A 26,847-nucleotide genomic window follows, 5' to 3' on the forward strand; every position below is an offset into this window, starting at 1 on the left:
GCCGTGCCGTAGGCGGGGCCTGCGGCGGGTTGGTCGGGGGACGAGGGCGGGGTGTTCTCCGGCGGGAGAGGTGTGCTCATCGCGCGAGTATCGCAGAGCGGCGACGGCCTGCCGCGACATCGAGACGTCCCGTCTCAACACGTCCCTCCCCCTCCCGCGGGATGCCGTTCGGGCACGCCGGACACAGCGTGTCGCGGACCGGAGCGGCACCTCGCGGAGGGAGGACGGTGCGCCTCAGCGCAGCGACTCGAGCACGGCCTCCAGCTCGTCGACGGCGAAGTCGATCTCGGCGGCGGTGACCACCAGCGGCGGCGCCAGGCGGATCGTCGAGCCGTGCGTGTCCTTGGCCAGCACTCCGCGGGCCATCAGGGCCTCGCAGACGGCGCGACCCGAGGCGAGCCGCGGGTCGATGTCGATGCCGGCCCAGAGTCCGGCGCCGCGGACGGCGACCACTCCGCGGCCGATCAACGCCTCGAGGCGGGCGTGCAGCTGGGCGCCGCGCTCGCGGGCGAGGGCCTGGTACTCGCCGCTCGCGAGCATCTCGACGACGGCGAGGCCGACGGCCGCGGCGAGCGGGTTGCCGCCGAAGGTGGAGCCGTGCTGGCCCGGCTGCAGGACGCCGAGCACATCGGCGTCCGCGACCACGGCCGAGACGGGGACGATGCCGCCGCCGAGCGCCTTGCCGAGCAGGTAGACGTCGGGGACGACTCCGACCAGGTCGCAGGCGAAGGTGGCGCCGGTGCGGCCGAGGCCGGACTGGATCTCATCGGCGATGAAGAGGACGTTGCGGCGCGCGGTGATCTCGCGGACGGCCGGGAGGTAGTCGGCCGGCGGCACGACGATGCCCGCCTCGCCCTGGATCGGCTCGATCAGCACCGCCACGGTGTCGTCGTCGATCGCGGCCTCGAGGGCTTCCGCGTCCCCGAACGGGACCATGCGGAATCCGGGCGTGAACGGGGCGAAGCCGTCGCGCGCCTCCGCGTCGTCGCTGAACGAGATGATCGTGGTCGTGCGGCCGTGGAAGTTGCCCGCCGCGACGATGATGTTCGCCCGGCCCGGAGCGACGCCCTTGACCCGGTAGCCCCAGGCGCGGGCGACCTTGATGCCCGACTCGACCGCCTCCGCGCCCGTGTTCATCGGCAGGACCATGTCCTTGCCGGCGAGCGCGGCGAGCGCCGTGACGAACGGGCCGAGGCGGTCGTTGTGGAACGCGCGGCTGGTCAGGGTGACGCGGCCGAGCTGCTCGCGGGCCGCCTCCAGCAGCACCGGGTGCGAGTGGCCGAAGTTCACGGCGGAGTAGGCGGCGAGGCAGTCGAGGTAGCGGACGCCCTCGACGTCGGTGATCCAGGCGCCCTCGCCGGTGGCCGCGACGACGGGCAGCGGGTGGTAGTTGTGGGCGGCGTGCTCCTCCTCCGCGGCGATGAGGGCGGCGGAGCGGGCGGTGTCGGTGTCGGTGATGCTCATGTCGTTCCTCCTGAGGGGACGATCGACTCTCCAGGAGTCGTCGCACTCGGCGTCGAGTGCGACGAATCGTGGACAGTGGAGGGTGGGTCGGCGCTGCTGATCGCCGACCACGGGGAGTGGGTCAGCGGCGCAGCTCGAGCGTGCAGCACTTCACGCCGCCGCCGCCGAGCAGCAGCTCCGACAGGTCGACGCCGATCGGGTTGTAGCCGCGCTCGCGCAGCTGGCGCTCGAAGCCCGTCGCGCGGGACGCGATGACGACGTTGAGGCCGTCGGAGAAGGAGTTGAGCCCGAGCACGGACGCGTCCTCCTCCGAGACGAGGATCGCGTCGGGGTAGAGCTCGCGGAGGGTGCGGTTGCCCTCCTCGCTGAACGCGCTCGGAAGGTAGGCGATGTTCGTGTCGTCGAGCACGGCGATCGCGGTGTCGAGGTGGTAGAACGACGGGTTCACGAGCTCGAGCGTGACGACCTCGCGGCCGAAGACGCGGGCGACCTCGGCGTGCGAGTCGGAGGCGGAGCGGAAGCCCGTGCCGGCGAGGATCCGCTCGCCGACGAGGAGGAAGTCGCCCTCGCCCTCGTTGACCTCCTCGGGGACGCGGACGTCGAAGCCGGCCGAGCGGAACCAGTCCATGTACGCCGGGCCCTCGGGCTGGCGCTCGGGGTAGGTGAAGGAGGCACCGTAGGCGATGCCGTCGATCACGAATCCGCCGTTGGCCGCGTAGACCATGTCCGGCAGTCCGGCCTCGGGCTCGATCAGCTCGATCGTGAAGCCGAGATCGGCGTAGGTGTCGTAGAGGGTCTGCCACTGCCGGACGGCGAGGGAGGTGTCGGTGGGGACCTGCGGGTCCATCCACGGATTGATGCGGTAGACGACGGTGAAGTGCTCGGGACGGCACATCAGGATCGTCTTCGCGACGGCGGTTCGGGCGGGCGCCTCGGCGAGCACGGCGGTATCGGTCATTCGAGTCCTCCTGCGAAAGGATGCGGATGAGCGGACCGGGTCCAGTGGCTCCGTGCCCCGCGCATGACGCAACGGGATGGAGCACGCTCGCGCCCAGTCTTGCACGCGCCGATCGTGCGGTTCTCACCGTGGGGCGCACGGAATGCGCGTGAACGGTGGGTGCGGCGCGGGAAAACACCACCGGTCTTCCGCGGGGCGCTGTGATGCCGCCGCGACTCTCGCCTTGAGGCGGCTTTCGGAGGGATGACGCGGCGCCTCTCGGAGGAAGAGCCTTATTCCTCTCTCTTGTCATCGCGCTGATGACATCTGTGGAATCCATCGAATTCCGCCCTGAATGGGGGACTTAGGGCAGCGATAAGCGGCATGGGACGATCCCTCCGGCCCGACAGTCGTCGGCCTTCTCGCTCCGACGAATCCGGATGCCCTCCTCCATGCGAACGAAGACCCTCAGCGTCTCCCTTTTCCTCGCCCTGCTCCTCTCCCTCTTCGTCGCGACCCCGGCCCAGGCCGCGGGCTCGCCGGCCGCGCCGACGAACGTCGTCGCCGTGCAGAACGGATGCACGGACGCCGTCACGGTCTCTTGGAGCGCCCCTCAGCAAGCAGTCGCGGGCTATCGCATCCACGTGTACGAGAAGTACTACTTCTACCCGGGGTATTACTTCTACCAGATGTTCACCACTGCCCTCACCGAGGTCAGCGGGGCCACCTCGGCGACGATCTCCGTCCCGCACTCCACCGATCCCCTGGGCGTCGAGGTCGTCAGCGTCACCGACTTCTCCGCGCCGTTCTCCGGCGGCTCCGAGGGCGCTCCGTTGGAGCCCTCGGACTTCCAGAGCCCTGTCGCAGCGGCAGACGTCCACCGTCAATCCGGAGCGCCCGGACCGTCGGACCTCACTGTCACTGTCGACCCCACGACCACTCTTGCCACCGCGAGCTGGGACGCGCCCTCGCTCGATGGACGGCAGTGCGGGTTCGACGAGTACCACGCGACCACCGACTTCGTATTTGGCCCGAGCGGTGACCCGGAGGGATACCCCGGATACGATGCGGTCTACGCCGCGGATTCCACCTCTCAGACCCTTTCTCTGGACCGACCCGGGTTTCACCAGTTCTGCATTTGGTCCGCATCCGCGAGCGACGGATTCAAGAATCGCCGCACTTACACCGACTCCTTGAAGACGTGCGCCGGTTTCAGCACCGACTTCTCCATGCCGTCGGCACCGGAACAGGTCCATGCCGAATCCTCGGGCAGCTCCATCACTGTGTCGTGGAGCGAGCCGTCCAACGACGGCGGCAGTCCCGTCACCGGCTACCGAGTGGCCCGCGACGGCACCGATGCCGCAGGTGGCGGCCCCTGGTCGACCGTCGTCTCCGCCGACCGCCGCTCGCAGACGTTCACGAACCTCCGCCCGAACACCTCGTACACCTTCACGGTGAGGGCGATCAACGAGATCGGTGCGGGCGAGACCGCGTCCGTCACCCGCACCGCCGACCCCTACGTCGCCCCGTCCGTCCCCACGCGCGTCGCCGGCACCACGAACGACAGCGTGCGATCCGCGACGATCTCCTGGGCGCCTCCGGAGTCGGCCGGCAACCCGGCGATCGCCGGCTACCGCGTCTCGCGCAACGGCGTCGACAACGCGGGCGCCGGTCCGTGGTCGACGACGGTCGCCGCCACCGCCCGCTCCTTCACGTTCACGCACCTGGCGGCGGGCGCCACCTACACGATGAGCGTCAGCGCGATCAACGCCGGAGGCGACAGCGGGGCGGCATCGACGGTCGTGCGCATCGGCGGCACCGCCCTCACCGCCGCGACCCCGACCGTCACCGGCACCGCCGCGGTCGGCTCGACGCTCACGGCGAGCGCCGGCACCTGGGGCCCCTCCCCCGTGGCCCTCGCGTACCAGTGGCGCGCGAACGGCACCGCGATCAGCGGGGCGACCGGCACCACGTACCGTCCGGTCGCGGCTGACGCGGGCAGGGTGATCACCGTCGCCGTCACGGGCTCGAAGTCGGGCTACGTCTCGACGACACGCGTCTCCTCCCGGACCGCTGCCGTGACCGGCGGCGCGATCACCGCCGCGACGCCGACCATCGGCGGCACCGCGAAGGTCGGCTCGACCCTCACCGCGAAGCCCGGCACCTGGGGCCCCTCCCCCGTCGCCCTCGCCTACCAGTGGAAGGCGAACGGCACCGCTCTGAGCGGGGCGACGTCTGCGACGTACACGCCGACCGGCGCCACTCTCGGCAAGACGATCACCGTGACGGTCACAGGGTCGAAGTCCGGATTCACCGCCGTGACGAAGACCTCCGCGAAGACGAGCGCCGTGGTGGCGGGCACCCTCTCCGCCGCGACCCCGGCGATCACCGGCACCGCGAAGGTCGGCTCCACCCTGACCGCCAAGCCGGGCACCTGGGGTCCCTCGCCGGTGGCCCTCACCTACCAGTGGAAGGCGAACGGCACCGCGATCTCCGGGGCGACCTCCGCCACCTACAAGCCGACCAGCGCCACGGTGGGGAAGAAGATCACGGTGACCGTCACCGGCAAGAAGGCCGACTACACGACGGCGACGCGCACCTCCGCCGCCACCGCAGCGGTCGTCAAGTAGGGGATCCGACCCGGGTCGCCGGGGGAGCCTGCTCGCGCGGACTCCTCCGGCGGCCCCGGGAATCCACCACCATCGTCCCCCGGACGGGGGCCCATCCCGACGACACCCGCCCTCGCCCTGAGGCGGGCGGCGGCTAGCATTCAGACACCGTGTCCGCCGCGGCCTCCCGCGGATCCTGCCGAAAGGCCCGCCGTGCCCGCACGCTCCCTCGCCGCGATCGGCGTCTCCGCTCTCCTGCTGGCCGGCCTCGCGGCCGGTCCGGCCGTCGCCGCCCCCGATCTCCCGGGCGCGAGCGCCGCGCAGGAGGCGGCCGCCGAGGTCGTCCTCTCCGGCACCATCGCGCTCCGCGACGTCGACGAGGAGCACCCCGCCCCCGCGAACCCGTACTTCTACGTCCAGGTCCAGAACGCCGAGGGGGACGTGGTCGCCGAGGTGAACACGGGCGCCGACTTCTCCCTCCCCGTTCCCGGCGGCGAGCCCCTCACTGTCCGCGCGAACCTGATCGGCAGCGACGACTGGTACCCGACCTGGTTCGGCGACACCCCGGTCGCCGAGGCCGCGAGGACGACCCGGGGGACCGACGAGTCCGTCGCCATCTCCCTCCTGCGCACCGCCGAGCTGTCCGGATCGATCACCGCCGACGCGGTCCCGGGCGTCTCCTCCCCCTCCTTCGACGTGCAGGCCTGGTGGGTCGACGGAGGGACGTACTCGCTGCTCGACACCGTCCCCGTCACCGGAGCCCCCGGCGCCGCCCGCGCGTGGGACACGAGCGACCTCGCCCTGCCCGCCGGCGACTACCTCCTGCGCCTCGTGGAGCCGGGGTACCCCGCCTACGACGACCAGTACTTCTCCCGCCTGGCCCGCCTCGACGAGCGCGCGGTCGTCTCCGTGCCGCCGGGCGGCCGCAGCGGCATCGACTTCTTCCCGTCGGCCTACTCCTCCGACGTCGCCCGCCTCGCCGGGACCGACCGGTACGCGACCGCCGTCGCGGTGACCGCCTCCGGATTCGCCGACGGCGCCCCCGTCGTCTACCTCGCCAGCGGAGCGAACTGGCCGGACGCGCTCAGCGCCGGCCCCGCCGCCGCGAAGCAGGGCGGCGCCCTCCTGCTCACCGACCCGAGCGTCCTGCCCGCCGTGGTGGCGGACGAGCTGCGCCGCCTCGCCCCGCAGCGGATCGTCGTGGTCGGCAGCGCCCTCTCCGTGAGCGACTCGGTGCTCCAGCAGGTGAGGGCCCTCGGGATCCCGACCGAGCGCATCGAGGGCGTCGACCGTTACGACACCTCGCGCCGGATCGTCGAGGACGCTTTCCCGGACGGCAGCTACGAGAACGTCTTCGTCGCGACCGGCACCAACTTCCCGGACGCCCTCTCGGTGGCGCCGATCGCCGGCCGCCGCGCCGAGCCCGTCCTCCTCGTCGACGGCGCCCGCTCGCGCCTCGACCAGCCGACCCGCGACACCCTCGCCGGACTCGACCCCTCCTCCGTGCAGCTGCTCGGCGGTGCGCCGTCGATCTCGACCGCCGTCGAGGCCGACCTGCGCGCCGCGAAGATCGCCGACACCGTGTCGCGCATCGCCGGGACGGACCGCCACGACACCAGCCGACGCCTCAACGACGTCTTCCCGCCCTCCGAGCTGGGCGACACCGTCTACCTCGCGACCGCCACCGGCTTCGCCGACGCGCTGGCCGTGGGCCCGGTCGCCGCGAAGCAGGGCGCCCCGCTCTACCTCAGCGAGCCGACCTGCCTGCCGCGCAGCACCCGTGTGAAGATGCAGGGCCACGACCTCGATCAGGTGCTGCTCCTCGGCAGCCCCCTGACCCTGTCGGCGCAGGTGCGCTCGCTGTCCGCCTGCTGAGACCCGAGACGCACCGCACCAGCCCTGGAGATCCATGAGCGCCACCGCCGACCGTCCCCTCCTCGTCGGCATCGAGACCGGGGGCACGAAGGTCGTCGCGGCGGTCGCCGACGCCGCTGATCCCGAGCAGATCCTCGCGACGACGACCCTGCCGACCCGCGGGCCCGCCGAGACTCTCGCCGATCTGGCCGGCTTCGTCAGCGGCCACGGAGTCGACGGCACCGTCGCCGCGGTCGGCGTCGCCTCCTTCGGCCCGCTCGACATCGACCCCGGCTCCCCGACCTACGGGCACCTCACCTCCACGCCGAAGCTCGGCTGGGAGGGCACCGACGTCCTCGGCCCGATCGGCGCGGCCGCACCGGGCGCCCGGCTCGCGCTGGTCACCGACGTCAACGGAGCCGCCCTGGGCGAGGCCCGCTGGGGCGCCGGAGCCGGAGTCGACGACTTCGTCTACCTGACGGTCGGCACCGGAGTCGGCGGCGGCGTGATCGCGGGCGGACGGCTCCTCGCCGGCAGCGGCTGGCCCGAGGTCGCGCACCTGCTGCCCCGCCGCCACCCCGAGGACGGCTTCGCCGGCACCTGCCCGTTCCACGGCGACTGCCTCGAGGGCCTGGTCGCCGGTCCCGCGATCTCGGCGCGCTGGGGCGTCGACGGCTCCCGCCTCGGCCCCGAGGAGGCGGCCGCCAACCTCCGCTTCAGCTCCTACTACCTCGCGCAGCTCGTCACGACGCTCGCCTACGTCGCGGGCGTGCGGCTCGCGGTCGTCGGCGGAGGCGTGTCGAAGACGCCGGGGCTCGTCCCCGCGGTCGAGGCCGAGGTCGAGCGGCTGATGGGCGCGCCCGGAGCGACGGGGACGGGCGGCGGGCGGATCCGCATCGTGCGCCCGGCCCTCGGCGACGAGTCCGGGGTGCGCGGGGCGATCTCGCTGGCGGAGTCCCTGCTCGCCTGAGCTCTACCCTCGTCCCATGAGCGACCGACCCGTCGACCCCTCCGCCCCCGACTCCGGTCGCGACGAGACGGTGGAGGAGCGATCCGACCGCAACTGGAACGAGATCCTGCAGGAGCTGCGGGTCGTGCAGACCGGCACGCAGATCCTGGGCGGCTTCCTGCTGACGCTGTGCTTCCAGCAGCGCTTCGCCGACCTCGCGCCGCCGGACGTGGCGCTCTACCTCGTGCTCGTCCTGCTCGCCGCGTGCGTCACGATCCTGGCGCTGGCGCCCGTCATCGCCCACCGGCTGCTGTTCCAGCGGCGGAGGAAGGCCGAGCTGGTGCGGTTCGGCAACCGGGTGGTCACGGTGTGCCTCGCGGCGGGATCGCTGCTGTTCGTCGGAGTCGTGGGCTTCGTGTTCGACGTCGTGCTGGGCGGGCCGGCGGGCCTCTGGGCGGGCGGAGGCGTGCTGCTGCTGCTCGCCGTGGTCTGGGCGACCGCGCCGATCCTCCTGCGGAGGCGCTGAGGGCGGCGGAGTCTGCCCGCCCCTCCCCCGCGAGGTCAACGGGGTACCCGGGTCCGCCGCGCTCTTCCTACCGTGGCCGCGAGGCGCGCACCGCGCCGACGCGAGAGGAGCACCATGACCGACCGGACCGAGCAGCCGCAGGAGAACCCGCAGAACCACGACCACGTCGACGACGCGGGCGTCGACAAGCCCTCGCAAGCCGAGGGCGACGACACCGAGGGATCGGCCGGCTGATCGCCGCCTCGATCCCCGTCCTCCCCGCGATCGACAGCAGCGCGGCCGTCCTCGCCGACGGCTACCTCTTCGGGACGCGGCGCTTCGACGACGTGGGCGCGGACGCGTTCCGCACCCGGATCCTCGGACGGCCCGTGATCATGGGGCGCGGCATCGAGGCGGCGCGCTTCTTCTACGAGGGCGGGCGCTTCGACCGCGAGGGCGCGCTGCCCGGCTCCGTGCTGCACCTCCTGCAGGACGAGGGCAGCGTGCAGACCCTCGAGGACGAGCCGCACCGGAGGCGGAAGCGGATGTTCCTGGATCTGGTGGAGACGCCCGAGCAGCGGTCGAGGCTGGTCTCGGCCTTCGCGCGGGAGTGGCAGGCGTCCGCCGCCCGGCTGACCGGCGAGCGGGTCCGCCTCCAGGACGTCGCCGCCGAGGTCCTGGGCCGCGCGGTCCTGTCGTGGGCCGGCATCGAGGCCGACGAGGAGGAGGTGCTGCGGCGCACGGACGAGCTCCGGGCGATGATCGACAACGCCGGGCGCTTCGGCCCGCCCAACTGGGCCGCGCGACTCCGCCGCCGCTCGACCGAGCGGTGGGCGCGCGGCCTGATCGAGGCGAGCCGGACGGCCGGACCCTCCCCGACTCCCCTGCACCGGATCGCGCACGAGAAGGAGGACGGCGGCCTCCTGCCCGTCGAGGTCGCCGCGGTGGAGCTGATCAACGTGCTGCGGCCCACGGTCGCGGTGGGGCGCTTCGTGGTCCTGGCGGCGCTCGCGCTGCACCGGCATCCGGAGTGGCGGGAGCGGCTCGCCGACCAGGAGGAGCGCGTCGCGTTCGCGAACGAGGTGCGGCGCTTCTACCCGTTCTTCCCGATGGTCGGAGGAAGGGCCCGCCGGGAGCTGGACTTCCGCGGCGAGACGCTTCCCGCGGGGCAGTGGATGCTGCTCGACCTCTACGCGACGGACCACGGCTCGCACTGGGAGGCGCCGGGCCGCTTCGATCCGGAGCGGTTCCGGTCGCCGGTCGACCGCAACGGCTTCATCGCCCAGGGCGGCGGGCACTACGGAGGCGACCACCGGTGCCCGGGCGAGCCGGCGACCGTCGACCTGCTGTCCGCGGCGCTGGAGCTCCTGGCCGCGGGGCACCCGTACGACGTCGAGGACGGGCAGGATCTGCGCGTGAGCCTGCAGAGCTTCCCGACCGGGCCGGAGGACGGCTTCGTGGTGAGGTTCCGCTAGGGGCGGGCGGCCTCGGCGGGGGCGGTCCTCCTCCACAGGCCGCGGTTCCGCGCGCTCTCCCCGGATCCGCTCGGGCACTCCCCGCCCGCCTCGCCCGACGAGCACGCTCGGGGGATGCAGAAGCCGAGTCAGTCCTCCGGAGCGTCGAGCTCCTCGAGCGCCCGCAGCGCCTCGCGGGCGCGCTCGAGCCGATCGGCCTCGGGCTCGTCCCACCATGCCGGTCCGCGCTCGCCCAGCCCGTGCTTGGCGAGCCCGACCCTCCTGCGCGCCAGCGCCTCCGCCTCCGCGTCCTCGTGCATCCTGGCCGAGCGCACTCCCGAGCGCCCGCGCCCGAGGTGCGAGGTGAGGACGGCGACCACGTCCTCCGGCAGCGAGGGGTCGGTGCGCCGCCATCGGCGGCCCTTCACCACGAGCCAGCGCTCGTCGTCCTCGTCGCTCACCCCGTCACCGCCGCCTCGGGTTGAGCCGGTCACCGGTGCTCGTGAGGTCCACCTGATCCGGCAGGAGGAGCGCCTCGATGCGCCCCGCGGCGGAGAGCCGCAGCAGGTCGTCGACGAGGGCGCGCGAGCCGCCGATCAGCGTCGAGTCGAAGTCGACCTCGCTCGCGAGGTACCAGGCCTGGTCCTCCGGCCAGAGCGCGAGCGGAGTCTGCACGACGAGCCCGGAGGCGTCGACGAAGCCCGCCGCGCGCGCCCACGCGGTGTCCTCGAGCACCCTGACGTCGAGCGAGAGCAGAGGCCCCTCCCGCCCCGGCAGCTCGACCGTCGCCGCGGCGGCGGTCTCGGGGTGCTCCCAGCCGGTCGGCCGGGTGTCGCTCATCCACTCGGGCAGCTCGTCCGAGGCGTCCGCGCGGGAGATCAGGATCCGCGACCCGCCGCTCAGCACGCCGAACCCCTCCCAGAACACGGCGAGGCAGTCGTCGGGGGTGCTCGTGTGCTCCGCGAGCACGGCGGCGACGGCCGCGAGCTCGTCGATCGGGAGCACTCCGAGGCGGGGCTCCGCGTACTCGTCGGGATGCTCGCCGGTGAGCGAGTACCACTGCGCGAGCGGATGCAGGAGCGTCCCCTCCCGCTCGGCGACCTCGCGCCAGCGCCGGGGCGGGTCGTCGGAGGGGTGCAGGATCCGCACGGCCGCCTCGAACAGCGGAGGGACGATCCCCTCGAAGCGCCCGAACGCGCCGAGAGCGCCCAGCATCGGCTCCGCCCGCCCAGCGTCCCGCTCGGCGCGCAGGGGCGCGTCCCGGGGTGTCGGCTCGACCATCGGCCCAGGCTAGCGCTGGACGGTCGCTCCGCTCAGGGCGGAGAGGGCCCGTTGCGGCCCCGTCTCGCGGGCGAGGGCCTCGGCGAGCGCCGTCAGCCGTTCCCGGGCGGGAGCGTCGAGTGCGAGCATCCGCCGCGCAGCCTCCGCGAGCTCTCCCCCGGAGGCCGCATTGGGGTCGAGCACGGCGGCGAACCCGGCGTCCTCGAGCGCGGCCGCCCCCGCGAACTGGTCCGTCGAGAACGGCAGGACGACGAGCGGCACGCCCGCCGTCATCGCCTCCGTGACGCTGTTGTTGCCGCCGTGGCTGACCGCGAGCGCGGCCCGGCGCAGGAGCGCGACCTGCGGCAGGAAGCCGCGGACCAGCCAGCCCTCGGGGATCTCGCCCAGGGCCGAGCGCTCGGTCGCGCCGGAGGCGAGAGCCACCCGGACGGGCCTGCCCCCGGCCTCGACGCCGGCCAGGGCCTCGACGACCCGGGCGAGCACGTCGTCGCGCACCGAGAGGAAGCTGCCGAAGCTCACGTAGACGACCGGATCCTCGGACGCGGCGAGCCACTCCTCGATCTCCGCGTCGTCGGGCTCCTCGCGGACGGCGGAGCCGAGGAACGCGTGCGGCGGCAGCTGAGCGGTGCGGGCCGAGTCGTGGAGCTCGCCCGGGTAGTTGAGCAGCAGGACGTCGCCGCTCTCGGCGAAGGCGTCGGCGCTGGGCGCCGCCCCGGGGTCGAGGGTGGTGAGGGCGGCGTTCCACTCCGCGGTGAAGGAGTCGCGCACACGCTCGCAGAGGGCGCGGAGCGCATCGAGGTCGTCCGGCTCCGGAGCGAAGGCGTCCGGCCAGACCGGGGGGAAGCCGTAGACCTCGCCGGGCACCGTGAGCGCGCTGGGGTGGCCGAGCACGACGTCGCCGTAGGGCACGCGGAGTGCCTTCAGCGCCACGCGCGCGGTGAAGGCGAGGTGGTCGACCACGATCGCGTCGGGCTGCGCCTCATCGAGGATCACGCGCAGGCGCGCGGCGACGCCGGACGGATCCCAGAGCAGGTCGGTGAGCCGTTCCCGCGCCTGGTAGGCGAGGGTCGGGACCATCCCGCGCCGGGTGGCGTCGAAGAAGCCGCGGAGGGACGCGCCCTCGTCGGGCGCCTGCTCCTCCGCGCGGATCGTGCCCGGGTTGGAGCCGCGCCCCAGCCGGAGCGCGGTGTGCTCGAATCCGAAGCCGTCGACGATGGAGCGCGTCGCGTCGCCGGTGGCCACGACGACGCGCTCGCCCGCCTCCTGCCACGCCGTGCCGAGGGTCGCCAGCGGCAGCAGGTGCGACGCGTAGTCGGGGCTGATGATCAGCAGGGTCACGAGGCCCCCAGCACGAGCGGCGAGCGGAGAGGACGCTCCTGGTCCGCGGTCGCGTGCGCGTAGACGCCCGAGAGGGCATGAGCCATGGCCTGCACCGTGTAGCGCTCGGCGACCATCGCACGCCCGCGGGCCGCGGCGTGCTCGCCGAGAGGCCCTCCTGCGAGATCCAGTGCGGCGGCGGCGCCGGCGGCGAGTGCCACGGGGTCGGCGGTGTCGACCAGGAAGCCGGTCTCCCCCTCATCGACGTACGTCGCGGGCCCGCCTGTCGCCGGAGCGACGACGACCAGTCCCGCGGAGAGCGCCTCGAGGAGGGCGATGCCGAACTCCTCCTTGACGCTCGCGCAGACGTACGCGCCTCCCGGAGCCGAGAGCCCCGGTCGGCCGTGCCGGATCGCGCCGAGCCAGCGGGCCACGGTCCCGTTCGGGCGGTGGCCGGCCAGGAGCAGCCCGTCGGACGCGAAGGCCTGGATGCGGTCGAGCTGCTCGCGCTCGTCGGGACTCGGGTCGGCGAGGTCCCCGCCGACCAGGAGCAGGTTGGCGCGCTCCCGGAGCGAGGGGTCGGACGCCCAGGCCTCGGCGAGCGCCGCCATCCCCTTCACCCGGTGCAGGCGGCCCACGCTGAGCAGCAGCGGGAGGCCGCGGCGGTGCTCGGGCAGCTCCTCCAGCAGGAGGTCGAGCGAGGCCAGGTCGCCGCCCTCGTCCAGCGCGACCGGCTCACCGGCGGCGGAGGCGCGTGCGGCCGCCTCGCCGCGCTCGACCAGGCCGACGTCGATCCCCTCCGGGACGATCGTGTGCCGCTCCGGGTGCGCGGTGATGTCGACGCCGATCAGCTCGCGGATGGTCGCCGCCAGCTCCTCCCGCGGGAACAGGACGGTGTGCGCGGCGTCGGCGGCCAGGCGCTGCACCAGGCGCACGCGGAACCAGAAGTGCTCGGCGGCGTCGCGCTCGCCGAAGTCCGCGCGGGTGAGGGCGCCGGAGGCGTCCAGGCCCGCGATCAGGGCGTGCGGGTCCGGAGCGAGGGTGAACACGACGGGGATCTCGAGCTCCCGGGCGACCGCGGCCGCCGCGAGGGATCCGACGTCCGCCATGCGCAGGTGCAGCACGTCGACCCGGCCGGCCGTGCGCAGGATCCGGCGGATGCCGCGCTCGGCGGCGATGCGTCGGCTCCACGCCTGGGGCATGGCCACGGGCGGCCCCACGAACGGGACCGGAGCGAAGCCGTGGCCGGAGTCGGGCAGCTCGCCGAGCGCGCGCTCGGCCTCGGCCGGGGTCCCGCGCGAGAGCGTGAGCACCCGGTCGATGCCCTCCTGCTCGACGAGCGAGTCGCCCAGGCGCACCAGCAGGGTCGCGATTCCGCCGTTGTCGCCGGCGCCCACGCGCGTCAGGGTGCCGTCGATGTCGGCGTGGACGAAGAGCTGGGCGACCGTCGGTCCGGCCTCCACGGCCGGTGCGGGGGCGAGGTCGCCCAGGGCGAGCCGGGCGAGGGGCCCGATCGGCGCCGCCTCCTCGGCCAGGCCGGTGAGCAGGAGCTCGGCGTCGTCGGAGCCGCGCTCGCCGAGCGCGTCCGTCGCGGCGGCCCGCGCCTCCAGCCCTTCCGCGCGATCGGCGGCCACGTGCAGGAGGGTGCGCTCGGCGATCGTGCCGGGCACGAGGCCCAGGGTCTCGACGAGCCGTGCCCGGGCCGCCGCTTCGCGCTCGCCGAGCAGCGCGCCCTCGAGCGCGACGGCGACGAGGTCGGGGGTCGAGGAGGCCCAGAGCAGGACGGTGCGCTGCGCGAGCATGCCGGAGAAGCCGCCGTCGCGGACCAGGCGCAGCAGCGGTCCGAGCGCAGCGGGGCGGGGCAGGCGCCCGCCGAAGGCCCAGGCGGCGTGCTCGCGGAGGTACGGGCGCTCGTCCTCGAGCAGCATCAGCAGCGCGAGGTCGGCCTCCTCGTCGAAGACCTGCGCGAGCGAGTGCACGGCCGCGATCGCGGTGAGCTGGTCCGAGGGGTCCAGAGCGGCGCGGGTGAGCAGGCGCACCGCGCGGCCGCCGCCGTCGCTCACCGCGGCGACCGTCAGCTCATCGGCCATCCGGACGGCCTCGAGCAGAGTGGGAGCGGCGCGCACGGCGTCGAGAGCGGTCTGCGTGGCCATGGTTCACCTGGTCTGTCGGAGTGGAGAGTGCGACGGAGCGCGACTCCCGACCGCTGGAGCGGCCCAGGAGGAGCGGGCCGGTACCGAGCATGCCGCGTGGGCGGCTGGGATTTCGCCACTTGCGTCGGATCTCCTCCCGCGGTACGGCCTCCTGTCAAGGGGGTGATGGCCGCAGTTCGTTTGCGCAACGCGCGAGGATCCTCAGCCGCGGGTCCACTCCAGGAGCCGCTCGACCGGCCAGGTGGTCACGATCCGCTCCTCCGGGACGCCGAGCCGCTCCGCCCGCTCGGCCCCGTAGTCGAGCAGGCCCAGCTGGCCCGGAGCGTGCGCGTCGCTGTCGATCGAGAACAGGCAGCCCTCCTCGAGCGCGACCGCGATCAGCTCGTCCGGCGGGTCCTCGCGCTCGGGGCGGGCGTTGATCTCGACCGCGGTGGAGTGGTCGGCGCACGCCCGGAACACGGCCCGGGCGTCGAAGGTCGACGGCGGGCGGGTGCCGCGCTCGCCCGACACCAGCCGCCCCGTGACATGGCCGAGGACGTCGGTCCGCGGATCCGAGGCCGCCGCGACCAGCCGGGCCGTCATCTCGCGGGAGGGCAGCCGCAGCTTCGAGTGGGCGCTCGCGACGACCACGTCGAGGCGGTCCAGCAGCTCGTCCGTCTGGTCGAGCGCGCCGTCCTCGAGGACGTCCACCTCGATCCCGCTGAGCAGCCGCAGGGGCCCGGTGTCGAGGCCCGCGAGATGGGCGAGCTGCTCCTCCAGCCGCTCCGCGCTGAGACCGTGGGCGACCCGGAGCCGCGGCGAGTGGTCGGTGAGCGCCAGGTACTCGTGGCCGAGCGCGCGGGCCGCGTCCGCCATCGCGAGGACGGGCGTCGCCCCGTCGGACCACTCGCTGTGGCTGTGGAGATCGCCGCGCAGCCGTCCCCGCAAGGCGCTCGCGGGCGGAGGAGCCGAGCCGCGCAGCTCCGCGAGGTAGTCGGGCACCCGGCCCGACCGCGCCTGCTCGATCACCGTGAAGGTCGTGTCGCCGATCCCGGAGGCCCGCCGCACGAGGGCGAGGTCGTCCCGCTCGGCGGACGCCATCTCCTCCAGCACCGCGGCCGCCCGGCGGAACGCCTTCGCCCGGTAGCGGGAGGCCCGCTCCCGCTCGAGCAGTGCTGCGATCTCCTCGAGTGCCGCTATCGGGTCCATGCGCCCGGTCTACCACGGCGCCCGCCGCGGCCTCACCCCCTCGACGGCGGCCTCGGCTTCGGCCCCCGGCCTCGCCGCGCCGCGGCCCCGCCCCCGGTCCCTGCCGCTCGACGCTGGGAACCGGCCGAGCCCCGTTGCCGACCGCAGCGATCGAGATATATCGTGACTCTCGTCCACTCGCGATGTATCGCGTTTCAGAAAGGCACCCCGGTGCAGGAGGAGGAGCTCATGTCCCTCGAGAAATGGCTCGTACAGGCGGGCGAGACGAAGGTCATCGACCTCGACGTCGTCCGCTCGGTCAAGGTCGCCCTCGTCGGCGGCCAGATCGACGTCATCGCCCACGACGAGCCGACCGCTCGCGTGGAGGTCCACAGCGTCGACGGCCGCCCGCTCAAGGTCTCGATGGACGGCGACCGCCTCGAGATCGACCACGTCCAGCTCCGCTGGGACACCATCGTCGACGTCGTGAAGGGCCTCGGCCGCCGCGGCGACCGCGCCGACATCAGCCTCCTCGTCCCCCGCGGCGTCGACCTGAAGTTCGACACCGTCTCGGCCGACGGCCTGGTCTCGGGCCTGCACAGCGACGCCCGCGTCTCGACGGTCGGCGGCGACATCGTCGTCGACGGCCTGCACGGCGACATCGAGGTGAACACCGTCCACGGCGAGCTCTCGGTCCGCAGCCACACCGGCCGCGTCACCGCGCGCACCGTCTCCGGCGACGTCACCGCGACCGGCGAGCTCACCCGCTTCACCGTCGACGGCGTCTCGGGCAGCGTTTTCGTCGACGCCGAGGGCACCCCCGACCGGATCCAGGCCAACACCGTCAGCGGCGACCTCACGATCCGCGTCGACGAGGGCCTCGGCGCCCGCTACCGCATCAACACCGTCTCGGGCACGCTCCAGCTCGACGGCTCCGTCGTCAAGGGCACCTTCGGCCGGGGCTTCACCTCGACCACGGGCTCGCTCGACTCGAAGTGGGTCGACGTCGCCGCCAACTCCGTCTCGGGAGACGTGGTCGTCGTCCGCCGGTCCGTCGCCGCGTCCTCCGCCTCGGTGGGCGAGGGCTGGGGCTCTCCCGGCACCGGCCCCGCCGACGACCGCCGCCCGATGGACGGGAGCTCGCTGTGAGCCCCGTCTTCGCGCACGGCCGCCTGCGCCTCTACCTGCTCAACCTCCTCGCCGAGTCGCCGCGCCACGGCTACGAGCTGATCCAGGCGCTCAGCGAGCGCTTCGGCGGCACCTACGCGCCCAGCGCCGGCACGGTCTACCCGCGCCTCGCGAAGCTCGAGGAGGAGGGACTCGTCACGAAGGAGGCCGACGGCCGCAAGACCGTCTACTCCATCACCGACGCCGGCCGCGCCGAGCTCGCGAACCGCGCGACCGACCTGGGCGACATCGAGGAGGAGCTCACCGACTCCGTCCGCCGGCTCGCCGACGAGGTCCGCCTCGGCGTCGCGGAGGCGATGAAGAGCCTCCGCGCCGACCTGGCCAGCGCCGCCCGCGACTCGCGGGAGCCCGGACGCCGACCGGAGCACTCCGCCGAGGAGCCGCGTCCGCAGGACACGTCCGACACCCCCTCCGAGCAGCCCGCGCCGGAGCCGGCCGCACCGGCCTCGCCCGACGCGCGCACCGCCTCGCGGATCGCCCTGCGCGACGCCGAGGTGCTGCTCACCGAGTTCCGCGACGAGCTGCGCGCGGAGCTGCGCACCGCCGCCTCCTCGGGATCCGTGACGACCGCGAGCGTCGACGCCCTGCGCGCCGCGCTCGACGAGGCCCGCGCCTCGGTCCGTTCCACCCTGGACTGAGCCCGGACACCGCACCGCCCGGAGGGCGGGGATCCCGCCCGGGGTCCCCGCCCTCCCGGCGCTACTGCCGTCCGACCGCCAGCGCTTCCTCCTCCACGTCGAGGAACGCCAGAGCGCTCACCACCGCCGGCTCCTGGTACCGCCCCTCGGAGCGCGCGCGGAGCACCGCCTCCCGCTCGGCCGCGATCATCACGCGCCGGAGCCGGTTGTAGGCCTGCGGGAGCGGCTCCACGCCCTCGCCCTCCGGAGGGTTCTCCAGGGCGTCGGCGAGGAACGTCGCGTTCCGCCGCAGCCGGTCGAGAACGCGGTCCTCCACTCCGTCCTGCGGCTCCGCGTCGAGCCGGGCGAGGCCGGCGGCCTGCGCCTCCGCGAGCAGCATCTGCTTCTCGACGTGCTCCTGCATCTCGTTCGGGGCCGGCAGCTTCAGGGCGCGGACGAGCCGCGGGAGCGCGAGCCCCTCGACGAGCGTCCCCGCCACCACGATGAAGGCGAGGAACTGCAGGAACGCGCGCTGCGGCGTCTCCGCGGGCAGGAGGAACGCGGCGGCGAGGGTGACCACGCCGCGGATGCCCGCGAACGACACCCCGATCGCGGTCGGCCAGGTCCACCCGCGCTGCTGCAGCCGGCGCGGACCGTGCCGGAACAGCAGCGTCGTCATGCACATCCAGGCCACGCGGCTCCCGACCAGCGCCGCGAGCACGGCCGCGCCGATGCCGACCGTCTGCCAGACCCCGATGCCCGAGTCGGCCGTCGCCTCCACCACCGACGACAGGCTCAGCCCGATGAAGAGGAACACCGCGTTCTCGAGCAGGAACTGGATCGTCCGCCAGTTGAGCGACTCCGCGATCCGCGCCTGCGCGGACTGGATGACCGGCGCCCGGTAGCCCAGGTAGAGCCCCGCGACCACGACCGCCAGCACCCCGGAGCCGTGCAGCAGCTGCGCCGGGATGAACGCGACGTAGGGCGTCACCAGCGAGAGGCTCGTGTCCAGGACGGACGACTGCACCTGCTTGCGCACGAACCCGAGCAGCACGGCGATGCCGATCCCGACCCCGCCGCCCACCGCCACGGCCAGCACGAAGTCGAGCGCGATGCGCCCGGGAGTGACCGTGCTGACGATCGCCAGGAGGGAGGCGTTCAGCGCCACCAGCGCGGTCGCGTCGTTGAGGAGGCTCTCGCCCTCGAGCACCGTGAGCATGCGCCGCGGCAGGCGGAGCCGCCCCGCGATCGCCGTGACCGCCACCGCGTCCGTGGGCGCCACGATCGCGCCGAACGCGAGGGCCGCGGCGACCGTGATCGCCGGGACGACCATCCAGGCCACCGCGCCGACCACCGCGACCGTGAAGACGACGAGCCCGACCGACAGCAGGAGGATGCTGTCGCCGCGGGCGCGGACGTCGAGGACGGAGGTGCGGATCGCCGCCGCGTAGAGCAGCGGCGGCAGGATCCCGAACAGCACCACGTCCGGCTCGACCACCACCTCCGGGATCCCGGGGACGAAGGAGGCGAGGGCTCCGACGGCGACGAGCGCCACGGGAGCGGACCAGTTCACCCGCCCCGACAGCCCGGTGACCAGGACGGTCACCACCACGAACGAGACGATCCAGACGATCGCGACGACGGGCTCCTCCATCGCGTCACTCCTCCCGGGCGTCCGCGCGCCACGGCCCCATTGTGGCCGCCCGGAGAGCAGCCCGGACAGCCGCCGGGAGGGTGCGGCTAGCGGCCGGCCTCGTGGATGTCGCGCGCCTTGGTGACCTTCGCCGGGTCCACCGGGTTCATGCCGAGGACGATCTTGCCGCGCGAGTGCCGCTTCTCGAGGTCGTCGAAGGCGTCCTGCACCTGGTCGAAGGGGTAGAAGCCCGAGACGAGCACCCGCAGCTTCTGCTCGCCGACGAGGCCGACCAGCTCGCCGAGGATCTCGGTGTCGCGCTGGGCGGTCTCGGCGTCGGGCCAGACGGCGCGCAGCTCGATCTCCTTGCGGTCGTCGCTGGAGTGGAAGCGGCCCGCCGCGATGCCGAGCTCGTCGGCGAGGGCGTCGTTCTCCCCGCCGAAGTTGTCGAGGAACACCGTGACCCCGCCGGGCGCCGCGGCCCGGATGCGGTCGGCGATCCCGTCGCCGTAGACCACCGGCTTCACGCCGATCTGGCGGAGGTAGTCGAAGTTGCGCTCGCCGCAGGTGCCGATCACCGTCGCGCCGCGGAGCTTCGCCAGCTGGATCTCGAGGCTGCCCACTCCTCCGGCCGCGGCGGAGACGAGGACGGTGTCGTCCGGCCCGACGTGCGTGGCCTCGAGCGCACGCCACGCGGTCACTCCGGCGAGGAACAGCGCGCCGCCGACCTCCCAGCTCACGGAGGCGGGCTTGGCGACGAGGTTGCGGCGCGGCACCACGACGTGGGTCGCGTGCGAGCCGACGAGCGCGTGGCCGACCACGTCGCTGCGGAGCTTGATGTCGGTGACGCCCTCGCCGAGGGCGACGACGACGCCCGAGAAGTCGGTGCCCTGGCGCATCGGGAAGGCCGCGGAGTGGTCGGAGTCGAACTGGCCCTGCCGGATGAACGCCTCCATGTGGTTCACCCCGGCGGAGAGCACCTCGACCAGCACCTCGCCCGCCCCGGGCTTCGGCCGCTCGACCTCGGCGATCTCGAGGACGTCCGCGTCGCCGAATCGGCTGTACTGGACGACGCGGGCGGCGGTGGGGCTCAGACGGGACATGCGCTCATCATCCGCCCCCGCCGCCCGAAGCCCCTGACCCCCGAACGGGGGCGTGCGACTCAGGAGGGGTCGCTCGGGCAGTACAGCTGGGTGCGCGGACCGGAGCGGTCGATGACGTGCTCGGACATCGGCCGGCCGCAGAGCGGGCACGCCTGCCCCGCCGGCGCCTCCTGCTCGGGCTGGTCGTACGGGCCGAGCGGCGGCGGGCCGATCCAGGGGAACAGCCGCGCGTTGAAGCGCTGGTAGAGGGAGCCGGTCTTCTTCCGCGTCATATCCTTAGTGTACTAACCATCAGGGCACGATGAGAGGATGACGCCGTGGAAACCGACCCGCTCGCCCTCCAGAACCAGGTCTGCTTCTCCCTCGCCGTCGCGGCGCGCACCGTCATCGGGCTGTACCGCCCCGTGCTCGAACCGCTCGGACTCACGCACCCGCAGTACCTCGTGATGCTCGCGCTCTGGGAGCGCAGCCCCCGCTCGCTCGCCGACCTCGGCTCCGCCCTCCGCCTCGAGCCGGCCACGCTCAGCCCGCTCGTGAAGCGCCTGGAGGCGAGCGGCCACGTCACGCGGGCCCGGAGCAGCGACGACGAGCGCCGCCTCGACGTCGCGCTGACCCCCTCCGGAGCGGCCCTCCGCGAGCAGGCCCTGCAGGTTCCTCCGCAGATCGTGGAGCGGCTCGACGTCCCCCTCGAGGAGCTCACCGCGCTCCGCGACAGCCTCACCGGCCTGATCGGAGCCGCGACCCGCGACGGCCGCTGACCCCCCGCTCGGGGCGCCGGCCGCGAGGACGCCGGCCGTCGCTCCCCGCCGCACCGGGAAACTCCCGGTCACAGCGCGAGATCAGCCTCCGCTCGGTCCGCTCCCGGCCGTCTTGACTGCCCCCTCGCACGGAGTAGTGTCATCGCTCGTGACACACGAGGGCCCCCCGTCCGCCGCGGACGGATCATCGGCCGACGCGACCGAGCTGCGCACCGCCAAGCACTTCTTCATCGGCGAGCCGCTCCCCAGCGACAAGCTCGAGGGACAGCTGCTGCAGAAGCGGCTCGCGCTCCCCATCTTCGCCAGCGACCCGCTCTCCTCCGTGGCCTACGCGCCGCAGGAGCTGCTGATGATCCTGCTGCTCGGCGGGCTCTCCTTCCTCACCTTCGCCCCCTGGGTGGCCGCGTGCGTGGTCGTCCTCCTCGTCGTGGTGGTGCTGAGCTACCGCCAGCTGATCCGGGCCTACCCGTCCGGCGGCGGCGACTACGAGGTCGCCCGCACCAACCTGGGCGAGACGGCGGGCCTCACGGTCGCCGCCGCCCTCCTCGTGGACTACGTGCTCACCGTGGCCGTGTCGGTCGCCTCCGGAGTCGACAACATCATCTCCGCGGTGCCCGAGCTGGCGCCGCTGCGGGTCGAGCTGGCCATCCTCTTCGTGGTGCTGCTGGCGGCCGTGAACCTCCGCGGCGTCTCGGAGTCGAGCCGCGCCTTCGCCGTCCCGACGTACCTCTTCGTCGCGAGCGTCTTCGTCATGGTCGTCGTCGGCCTGGTCCGCACCGCCTTCGGCGACACCCCGGTCGCGGAGTCGGCGGGCTTCACCGTGCAGGGCGAGCAGCTCACTCAGGCGGCCGTCGTCCTCCTGCTGCTGCGCTCCTTCGCGAGCGGCTGCGCGGCGCTCACGGGCGTCGAGGCCATCTCGAACGGTGTGCCCGCGTTCCGCGCCCCGAAGGTCAAGAACGCCCAGCGCACCCTCGTCGCGATGGGCACGATCGCGATCGTGCTCTTCGTCGGCCTGACCGCCCTCGCCCTGCTCTCGAACGTGCACTACGCCGAGAACGCCTGCCATCTGGTGGGCTTCGCCGACTGCGCCACGACCCCGCAGCGCTCGGTGATCGCGCAGGTCGCCGCCGCCACGTTCGGCAACAACACGATCCTGTTCTTCATCATCCAGGCCGCGACGGCCGCCGTCCTGCTCCTCGCGGCGAACACCGCGTTCAACGGCTTCCCGCTGCTGGGCTCCGTGCTGGCCCGCGACGGCTACGCGCCCAAGTCGCTGAACACCCGCGGCGACCGCCTCATCTACTCCAACGGAGTGATCATCCTGGCGCTCGTCGCCGCGATCATCCTGCTCGTCTACCAGGCCTCGCTCACGAGCCTCGTGCAGCTGTACATCATCGGCGTCTTCGTCTCGTTCACGCTCGGGCAGTCGGGCATGGTCAAGCACTGGGTGCGGATGATCCGCAACGGCGAGGGCTCGCGCACCGTCTACACGAGCCTGGCCATCAACCTGTTCGGCGCGACGCTGACGTTCGCGGTGCTCGTCGTCGTCACGATCACGAAGTTCACCCACGGCGCCTGGCTCGTCTACCTGGTGATGCCGATCCTCGGCGTCCTGATGGCCGGCGTCTACCGCTACTACCGCGACGTCGAGAAGGAGATCGAGGTCGACCCGACCACGACCTTCGGCGCCAACGGCGACCACGCGATCGTGCTGGTGGGCCGGATGAACAAGCCCACGCTGAAGGCGCTCGACTACGCCATCGCGGCGCGGCACGAGACGCTGGAGGCGGTGCACTCCTCCATCGACGACGCGCAGACCGCGCAGCTCAAGGCCGACTGGGCGCAGATGGACATCGAGGTGCCGCTGCGCTGCGTGGCCTCTCCCTACCGCGACATCTCGTACCCGCTGATCAAGTACATCAAGGCCCACCGCCTCGAGCACGGCTCCGAGATCACCACGGTCTACATGCCGCAGTACATCGTCGGGCACTGGTGGGAGGCGTTCCTCCACAACCACAAGTCGCGGCGGATCCGCCAGAAGCTCCTGCTGGTGCACGGAGTGACGGTGGCGCTGGTGCCGTGGCTGCTGGACTCGTCCGAGCTGATCTACGGACGCCGCTCGCGGCCGATCCCCGGCCAGACGCGCCGCGGCGAGCCGGTGCGCCCGGTGACCCGCCGCCCGATCCCGCCCGCGTCCTCGCTCCCCCAGGGTGCCGCCGGCGAGGGCGCCCCGCGCATCCCGCAGCGCCCGGCCGCGCAGAACCGGCCGCGCTCGAAGCGGCGCTGAGGCGGCGGGGGCCCGGAAACGGGTAGAGGGCCCGCGGCGTGTGCCGCGAGCCCCCGATTTCCCCTTAGTGCCTTCCCCCGAAGGCGGCCCGCCCCAACGGGCCGTGTCCGACGCTATCGGTGGGCTATGCACCGGCGCATCCTCCTCGCGACGGATGCCCGTGCTCCCTTGAGACGACAGGCTCGTCCTCCGTCGTCTCAGATGACGGCCCCGCGCACCCCTCGGCCGGTGAGCCACCAGACCGCCGCGACGGCGACCGCGGCCGCAGCGCCGCCGCCCACGAGCAGGATCGCCGCCCGCACCACGTGCGCCCGGTAGGCGGCGTCGAGCGGATCGATGCCCGCCCCCGCCAGCACGATCCCGGCGGGAACCACCGCGGCCGCGAGCACCACGGCCGCGGCCGCGATGCGCACCGGCTGCCGGCCGTCGGAGCGGAGCTTCCGGGGACGGCGGCCGACGTACCAGACCACCGCGCCGATCCCGAGCCCGAGCAGCCCGAGCACGCCGCTCGCGTACTGCGCCCATCGGAAGCCGGGGAAGGGCCCGAGCTCCTGCTGCAGCAGCGGGATCGCCGAGACGAAGAGGCCGCCCCTGTGGGTGAAGCCGTCCCACATCACGTGGCTGGCGGCTCCGATGGCGATGCCGGCGGCCGCGAAGACGAGCACGCGGATCCACTCGGCGGCCCCGCGGGGCGGCGAGCGCCGGGGACGCAGCCGCGAGCGGACCAGCGCGGGCGCGAGGTCGCGCCAGGCCGGAGCGACGACCGCGCTCCACAGCGCGAGGCCGAGCATTCCGAGCAGCAGGTCGACGGTGACGACGCCGAGGAGGGAGTGGGTGGACTCGCGGGCGACGGCGATCGGGAGGTACATGCCGATGTCCGGGACCATCGCGCCGATGGCCACGGCCGCGGCGGGGATCCGGCCGTTCGAGAACGCGAGCGCGACGACGGCGTGGCTCGGCGTGAAGGGCATGACACGCACGCTATCCCGGCAACGCGACCGGCGAGTGTCCGCGTCGCGAAGCGCGCGTCACCGATCGCGATCCGGCTCCTGGGCTCCGCTCCGGCTCGTCGGCCTCCCGGGGCCGGCGGTCAGCCCGAGGAACGTGATCCCCAGGACGAGGAACACCGGCCAGACCGGATTCCCGAGGACCGCGAAGACCGCTCCCGCCGCGAGGAACAGCGGACCCGTGACCGCGTTCCAGCGCCGGGACGCCTCCTCCGACGACATCCGACCCGAACCCTTCCCGTCCTGTGCGCGCGCCATCACTCCACGCTAGATCGCCTCCGCGGGGCCCGCCTCCCCCGTCCGGCGGAGCCGCGCGCTCGGGGAGCTCCGAGCGCGGCGACCGTAGAATCGTCCGGAAGTCCGGCCCTCCGGGCCCAGCGGCGACGGATCGGAGCGGGTGTGCGGAAGGCGTTCGCGATCCTCCGCCTGGCCCTCGCCGGGCTGGGCGCGGTCGGACTCGTCGGCGACTTCTTCTACACACTGGGCTTCCGCGCGTTCCAGATCGACAACTTCTTCGCCTACTTCACGACGCAGTCGAACATGGCCGGGGTCGTGGTGCTGGGCCTGTCCGGCCTGGTCGCCCTCGCGCGCGAGCGGGAGCCGCGCTGGCTCAGCACGGTGCGGGCGCTCGTGCTCACCTACATGGTCGTGTCGGGGATCGTCTTCGGGCTGATCGCGGTCGAGGCCAACAACCGCGGCGTGCGGGTCGACGTGCCCTGGTCGAGCGCGCTCCTGCACTTCGTGATCCCGACGCTCGCGATCCTCGACTGGATCCTCGGACCCGGCCGCCGCCCGGTCGCCTGGCGCGGGGCGCTGACCGTGCTCGGCTTCCCGATCGTCTGGGGCGTCATCACCCTGGTCCGCGGGGCCCTCATCGGCTGGTACCCGTACTTCTTCCTCGACCCCGGCCAGGTCGACGGACCCGTGATGTTCGTGCTCTACGACGTGATCGTGCTGAGCCTGATCTCCGGCATCGCCGCGTTCGTCCTCGCGCTCAGCCGGGTGCGGCCGCTCGGGGCGGCGCACGCGTCGGAGTGGCGGGGGCCGCTGGCGCGGCTCCGCGAGCTCGTCAGCCGGGGACGACGGCGAACGGCTCGAGCGCCGTCTGCGCGAGGGTGACCAGCTCGTCGTCGCTGAGGTCCTGCAGCGAGAGGGCCTGATCCGCTCCGACCAGCCCGACGAGCACCGCCTCGCCGGTCGACGGCTGGAGGTTGAGCCACTCGGTGATGCCCGCCTCGGAGCCGACGAGCGACCAGCGCGCGGGGGCGTCGGCCTCCCAGAACGCCTCGTCGAAGCGCAGCCACAGCGTCTCGACGACACCGGAGCCGAGGGCCGCGACGGCCGCGCGCTGCGCGAACGGGAGCGGCGGGTCGAAGGCGATCGCGTCCGTCTGGAGCACCCCGATCGGCACGGTGACCAGCACCCGGTCGGCTGTGAACGACTCGCCGGTGCCCAGGCGGATGCTGACGCCGGTCTCCGTGTAGCCGATGCCGCTCACCACGGCGCGCAGCGAGACCTCGACGTCGGCGAGCAAGGTGTCGACCAGGGGCGCGAGCCCGTCGGTCAGCAGCGCGTCGCCGGAGTCGTCGCTCAGCTCCTCCGCGGTCGTGGCGGCGGAGGCGTCGCCCAGTCCGTACCAGGAGGAGAGCTCCTCGGGAGCGGCGCCGGTGCGCAGCGCGGTCGTCCCGGCGAGGTGCGCCGCCACGCGGGCGGCGTCGGCGTCGCCGGAGCCCGGCTCGGCCTCGGCGGGATCGGGCGCTCCGGAGCCGGCGAACGACTCGGCGAGCGCCAGGTCCTCCGGCTGCTCCGCTCCCCACTCGAGAGCACGGGTCAGGGCGTCGGCACCCGTGGTGCCGGTGTCGAGAGCCGCGCCGTCGGCGTCGCTCGAGCGGACGTCGGCGAGGTCGACTGCGGTCGTGACCACGCCCGCGTCCGCGATGCTCTCGCGCAGGGCGGCTCCCGCGCCGGTGAGGGCCCAGGCTCCGGTCTCGACGGCGATCGGCCAGCCGTCCGGAGTCGCGGTGGCGATGCGGCCGCCGGTGCGCTCGCGCGCCTCGACCACGGTGACGTCGAAGCCCGCGTCGGACAGGCGCCGCGCGGCGACCGCTCCGGCGAGGCCGGCCCCGACGATCGCGATCCGCTCGCCCTCGTCGGCGACGGCGCTGATCTCGGCGGCCGCGCGGACCCCGGAGCTCCAGGCGCCCTGGAGCGTGCCGGGCGCCTCCGTGTCGGTGGCCTCGCCCGCGAGGAAGACGCGGTCGAGGACCGCGGTGCCCAGGTCGGTGCGGTGCTGCGGCGTCGCGCCGACGGGCAGGTAGGAGACGGAGCCGAGCGCGTACGGATCCTCGGCCCAGGCGGAGCGCACGAAGGCAGCCGGCGCGGGGACGGCGGTGGTGCTCGGCGTGGGCACGGGGGCCTTCGTGACGGAGCGGGTCGGCGTCGGACGCGACGGCGTGCAGCCCGCGAGGGCCAGGAGCCCGACTCCCGTGGCGGCTCCCGAGAGGAAGAGGCGGCGTCCGATCGTCATCCCGGACATCCTACGTTCTCGGCGTTCGGCCGGGGCG

The 26,847-nt window shown here is 73.6% G+C and carries 23 protein-coding genes; 10 read left to right on the forward strand and 13 right to left on the reverse strand.

The annotated features are described in order from the left end of the window. Positions 1-234: 234 nt before the first annotated feature. Together rocD and ddaH are read right to left on the reverse strand one after the other, a co-directional pair. Positions 235-1,464, reverse strand: a complete 1,230-nt coding sequence (gene rocD, locus C5C10_RS08040) for an ornithine--oxo-acid transaminase (RefSeq protein WP_181073418.1) — start codon at positions 1,462-1,464, stop codon at positions 235-237. A 121-nt stretch (positions 1,465-1,585) separates the two neighbouring features. After that, complete coding sequence (gene ddaH / locus C5C10_RS08045) at positions 1,586-2,422, reverse strand: dimethylargininase (protein ID WP_104256072.1); 837 nt, start codon at positions 2,420-2,422, stop codon at positions 1,586-1,588. Positions 2,423-2,853: 431 nt separating this feature from the next. On the opposite strand from ddaH, the gene C5C10_RS08050 reads away from it, so the two are divergent. From C5C10_RS08050 to C5C10_RS08070, 5 genes are all read left to right on the forward strand, one after another. After that, entirely contained in the window at positions 2,854-5,031 is a 2,178-nt protein-coding gene (locus tag C5C10_RS08050) for a fibronectin type III domain-containing protein (protein WP_181073419.1), read from the forward strand. A 192-nt stretch (positions 5,032-5,223) separates the two neighbouring features. Continuing rightward, the gene (locus tag C5C10_RS08055; protein WP_104328981.1) at positions 5,224-6,885 is read left to right on the forward strand and encodes a cell wall-binding repeat-containing protein; all 1,662 of its coding nucleotides are present in this window, start codon (positions 5,224-5,226) and stop codon (positions 6,883-6,885) included. A 34-nt stretch (positions 6,886-6,919) separates the two neighbouring features. Then, positions 6,920-7,834, forward strand: coding sequence for an ROK family protein (locus C5C10_RS08060; RefSeq protein WP_104328982.1), 915 nt, complete (start codon positions 6,920-6,922; stop codon positions 7,832-7,834). 16 nt (positions 7,835-7,850) lie between these two features. Next, positions 7,851-8,339, forward strand: coding sequence for a DUF6328 family protein (locus C5C10_RS08065; RefSeq protein WP_104226834.1), 489 nt, complete (start codon positions 7,851-7,853; stop codon positions 8,337-8,339). 326 nt (positions 8,340-8,665) lie between these two features. Further along, complete coding sequence (locus C5C10_RS08070; protein ID WP_104328983.1) at positions 8,666-9,793, forward strand: cytochrome P450; 1,128 nt, start codon at positions 8,666-8,668, stop codon at positions 9,791-9,793. A gap of 128 nt (positions 9,794-9,921) precedes the next feature. Here the strand turns inward: C5C10_RS08070 and C5C10_RS08075 are convergent, their stop codons facing one another. From C5C10_RS08075 to C5C10_RS08095, 5 genes are all read right to left on the reverse strand, one after another. After that, positions 9,922-10,233: a biopolymer transporter Tol gene (locus C5C10_RS08075; protein ID WP_104273215.1), complete on the reverse strand. Its 312-nt coding sequence runs from the start codon at positions 10,231-10,233 to the stop codon at positions 9,922-9,924. Between the two features lie 4 nt (positions 10,234-10,237). Next, positions 10,238-11,053: a hypothetical protein gene (locus C5C10_RS08080; RefSeq protein WP_146082125.1), complete on the reverse strand. Its 816-nt coding sequence runs from the start codon at positions 11,051-11,053 to the stop codon at positions 10,238-10,240. Between the two features lie 9 nt (positions 11,054-11,062). Then, a complete protein-coding gene (locus C5C10_RS08085) occupies positions 11,063-12,391 on the reverse strand; it encodes a glycosyltransferase (protein ID WP_104328985.1) in 1,329 nt (442 codons plus the stop codon). Beyond that, positions 12,388-14,523 (reverse strand): glycosyltransferase, encoded by a 2,136-nt coding sequence (locus C5C10_RS08090; protein ID WP_104328986.1) that lies wholly within the window; start codon positions 14,521-14,523, stop codon positions 12,388-12,390. Before C5C10_RS08090 ends, C5C10_RS08085 begins: the two co-directional genes overlap by 4 nt. 201 nt (positions 14,524-14,724) lie before the next feature. Continuing rightward, complete coding sequence (locus C5C10_RS08095; protein WP_104328987.1) at positions 14,725-15,711, reverse strand: PHP domain-containing protein; 987 nt, start codon at positions 15,709-15,711, stop codon at positions 14,725-14,727. A 228-nt stretch (positions 15,712-15,939) separates the two neighbouring features. Here C5C10_RS08095 and C5C10_RS08100 point away from each other — a divergent pair, with 228 nt between their 5' ends. Both C5C10_RS08100 and C5C10_RS08105 read left to right on the forward strand, forming a co-directional pair. After that, positions 15,940-16,839 (forward strand): hypothetical protein, encoded by a 900-nt coding sequence (locus C5C10_RS08100; RefSeq protein ID WP_244230533.1) that lies wholly within the window; start codon positions 15,940-15,942, stop codon positions 16,837-16,839. Next, on the forward strand, positions 16,836-17,516 hold the full coding sequence (locus tag C5C10_RS08105) for a PadR family transcriptional regulator (RefSeq protein WP_104328988.1): 681 nt from the start codon (positions 16,836-16,838) through the stop codon (positions 17,514-17,516). Before C5C10_RS08100 ends, C5C10_RS08105 begins: the two co-directional genes overlap by 4 nt. A 61-nt stretch (positions 17,517-17,577) precedes the next feature. Here C5C10_RS08105 and C5C10_RS08110 read toward each other — a convergent pair whose 3' ends face one another. From C5C10_RS08110 to C5C10_RS08120, 3 genes are all read right to left on the reverse strand, one after another. Next, a complete protein-coding gene (locus C5C10_RS08110; RefSeq protein ID WP_104223748.1) occupies positions 17,578-19,149 on the reverse strand; it encodes a sodium:proton antiporter in 1,572 nt (523 codons plus the stop codon). An 86-nt stretch (positions 19,150-19,235) separates the two neighbouring features. Further along, positions 19,236-20,231 (reverse strand): NADP-dependent oxidoreductase, encoded by a 996-nt coding sequence (locus C5C10_RS08115; RefSeq protein ID WP_104238704.1) that lies wholly within the window; start codon positions 20,229-20,231, stop codon positions 19,236-19,238. 59 nt (positions 20,232-20,290) lie between these two features. Next, complete coding sequence (locus C5C10_RS08120) at positions 20,291-20,503, reverse strand: hypothetical protein (protein ID WP_104223750.1); 213 nt, start codon at positions 20,501-20,503, stop codon at positions 20,291-20,293. A 45-nt stretch (positions 20,504-20,548) separates the two neighbouring features. Here C5C10_RS08120 and C5C10_RS08125 point away from each other — a divergent pair, with 45 nt between their 5' ends. Beyond that, a complete protein-coding gene (locus tag C5C10_RS08125; RefSeq protein ID WP_104223751.1) occupies positions 20,549-20,989 on the forward strand; it encodes a MarR family winged helix-turn-helix transcriptional regulator in 441 nt (146 codons plus the stop codon). A 148-nt stretch (positions 20,990-21,137) separates the two neighbouring features. Next, positions 21,138-23,276 carry an APC family permease gene (locus C5C10_RS08130; RefSeq protein ID WP_374952928.1) on the forward strand — a complete coding sequence of 713 codons (2,139 nt, stop codon included), beginning with the start codon at positions 21,138-21,140 and terminating at the stop codon, positions 23,274-23,276. 197 nt (positions 23,277-23,473) lie between these two features. On the opposite strand, the gene C5C10_RS08135 is transcribed toward C5C10_RS08130, so the two are convergent. Together C5C10_RS08135 and C5C10_RS08140 are read right to left on the reverse strand one after the other, a co-directional pair. After that, complete coding sequence (locus C5C10_RS08135; protein WP_104328989.1) at positions 23,474-24,247, reverse strand: DUF4184 family protein; 774 nt, start codon at positions 24,245-24,247, stop codon at positions 23,474-23,476. A gap of 57 nt (positions 24,248-24,304) precedes the next feature. Next, complete coding sequence (locus tag C5C10_RS08140) at positions 24,305-24,541, reverse strand: hypothetical protein (RefSeq protein ID WP_146076574.1); 237 nt, start codon at positions 24,539-24,541, stop codon at positions 24,305-24,307. A 141-nt stretch (positions 24,542-24,682) separates the two neighbouring features. Here C5C10_RS08140 and C5C10_RS08145 point away from each other — a divergent pair, with 141 nt between their 5' ends. Then, positions 24,683-25,402, forward strand: coding sequence for a Pr6Pr family membrane protein (locus C5C10_RS08145; protein WP_104233845.1), 720 nt, complete (start codon positions 24,683-24,685; stop codon positions 25,400-25,402). Here C5C10_RS08145 and C5C10_RS08150 read toward each other — a convergent pair. Beyond that, positions 25,353-26,810, reverse strand: coding sequence for an NAD(P)/FAD-dependent oxidoreductase (locus C5C10_RS08150; RefSeq protein WP_181073420.1), 1,458 nt, complete (start codon positions 26,808-26,810; stop codon positions 25,353-25,355). The genes C5C10_RS08145 and C5C10_RS08150 overlap by 50 nt on opposite strands. Positions 26,811-26,847: the final 37 nt, after the last annotated feature.

It is taken from the genome of Rathayibacter sp. AY1A3, assembly GCF_002930975.1.
In the GTDB taxonomy this organism is placed as follows: domain Bacteria; phylum Actinomycetota; class Actinomycetes; order Actinomycetales; family Microbacteriaceae; genus Rathayibacter.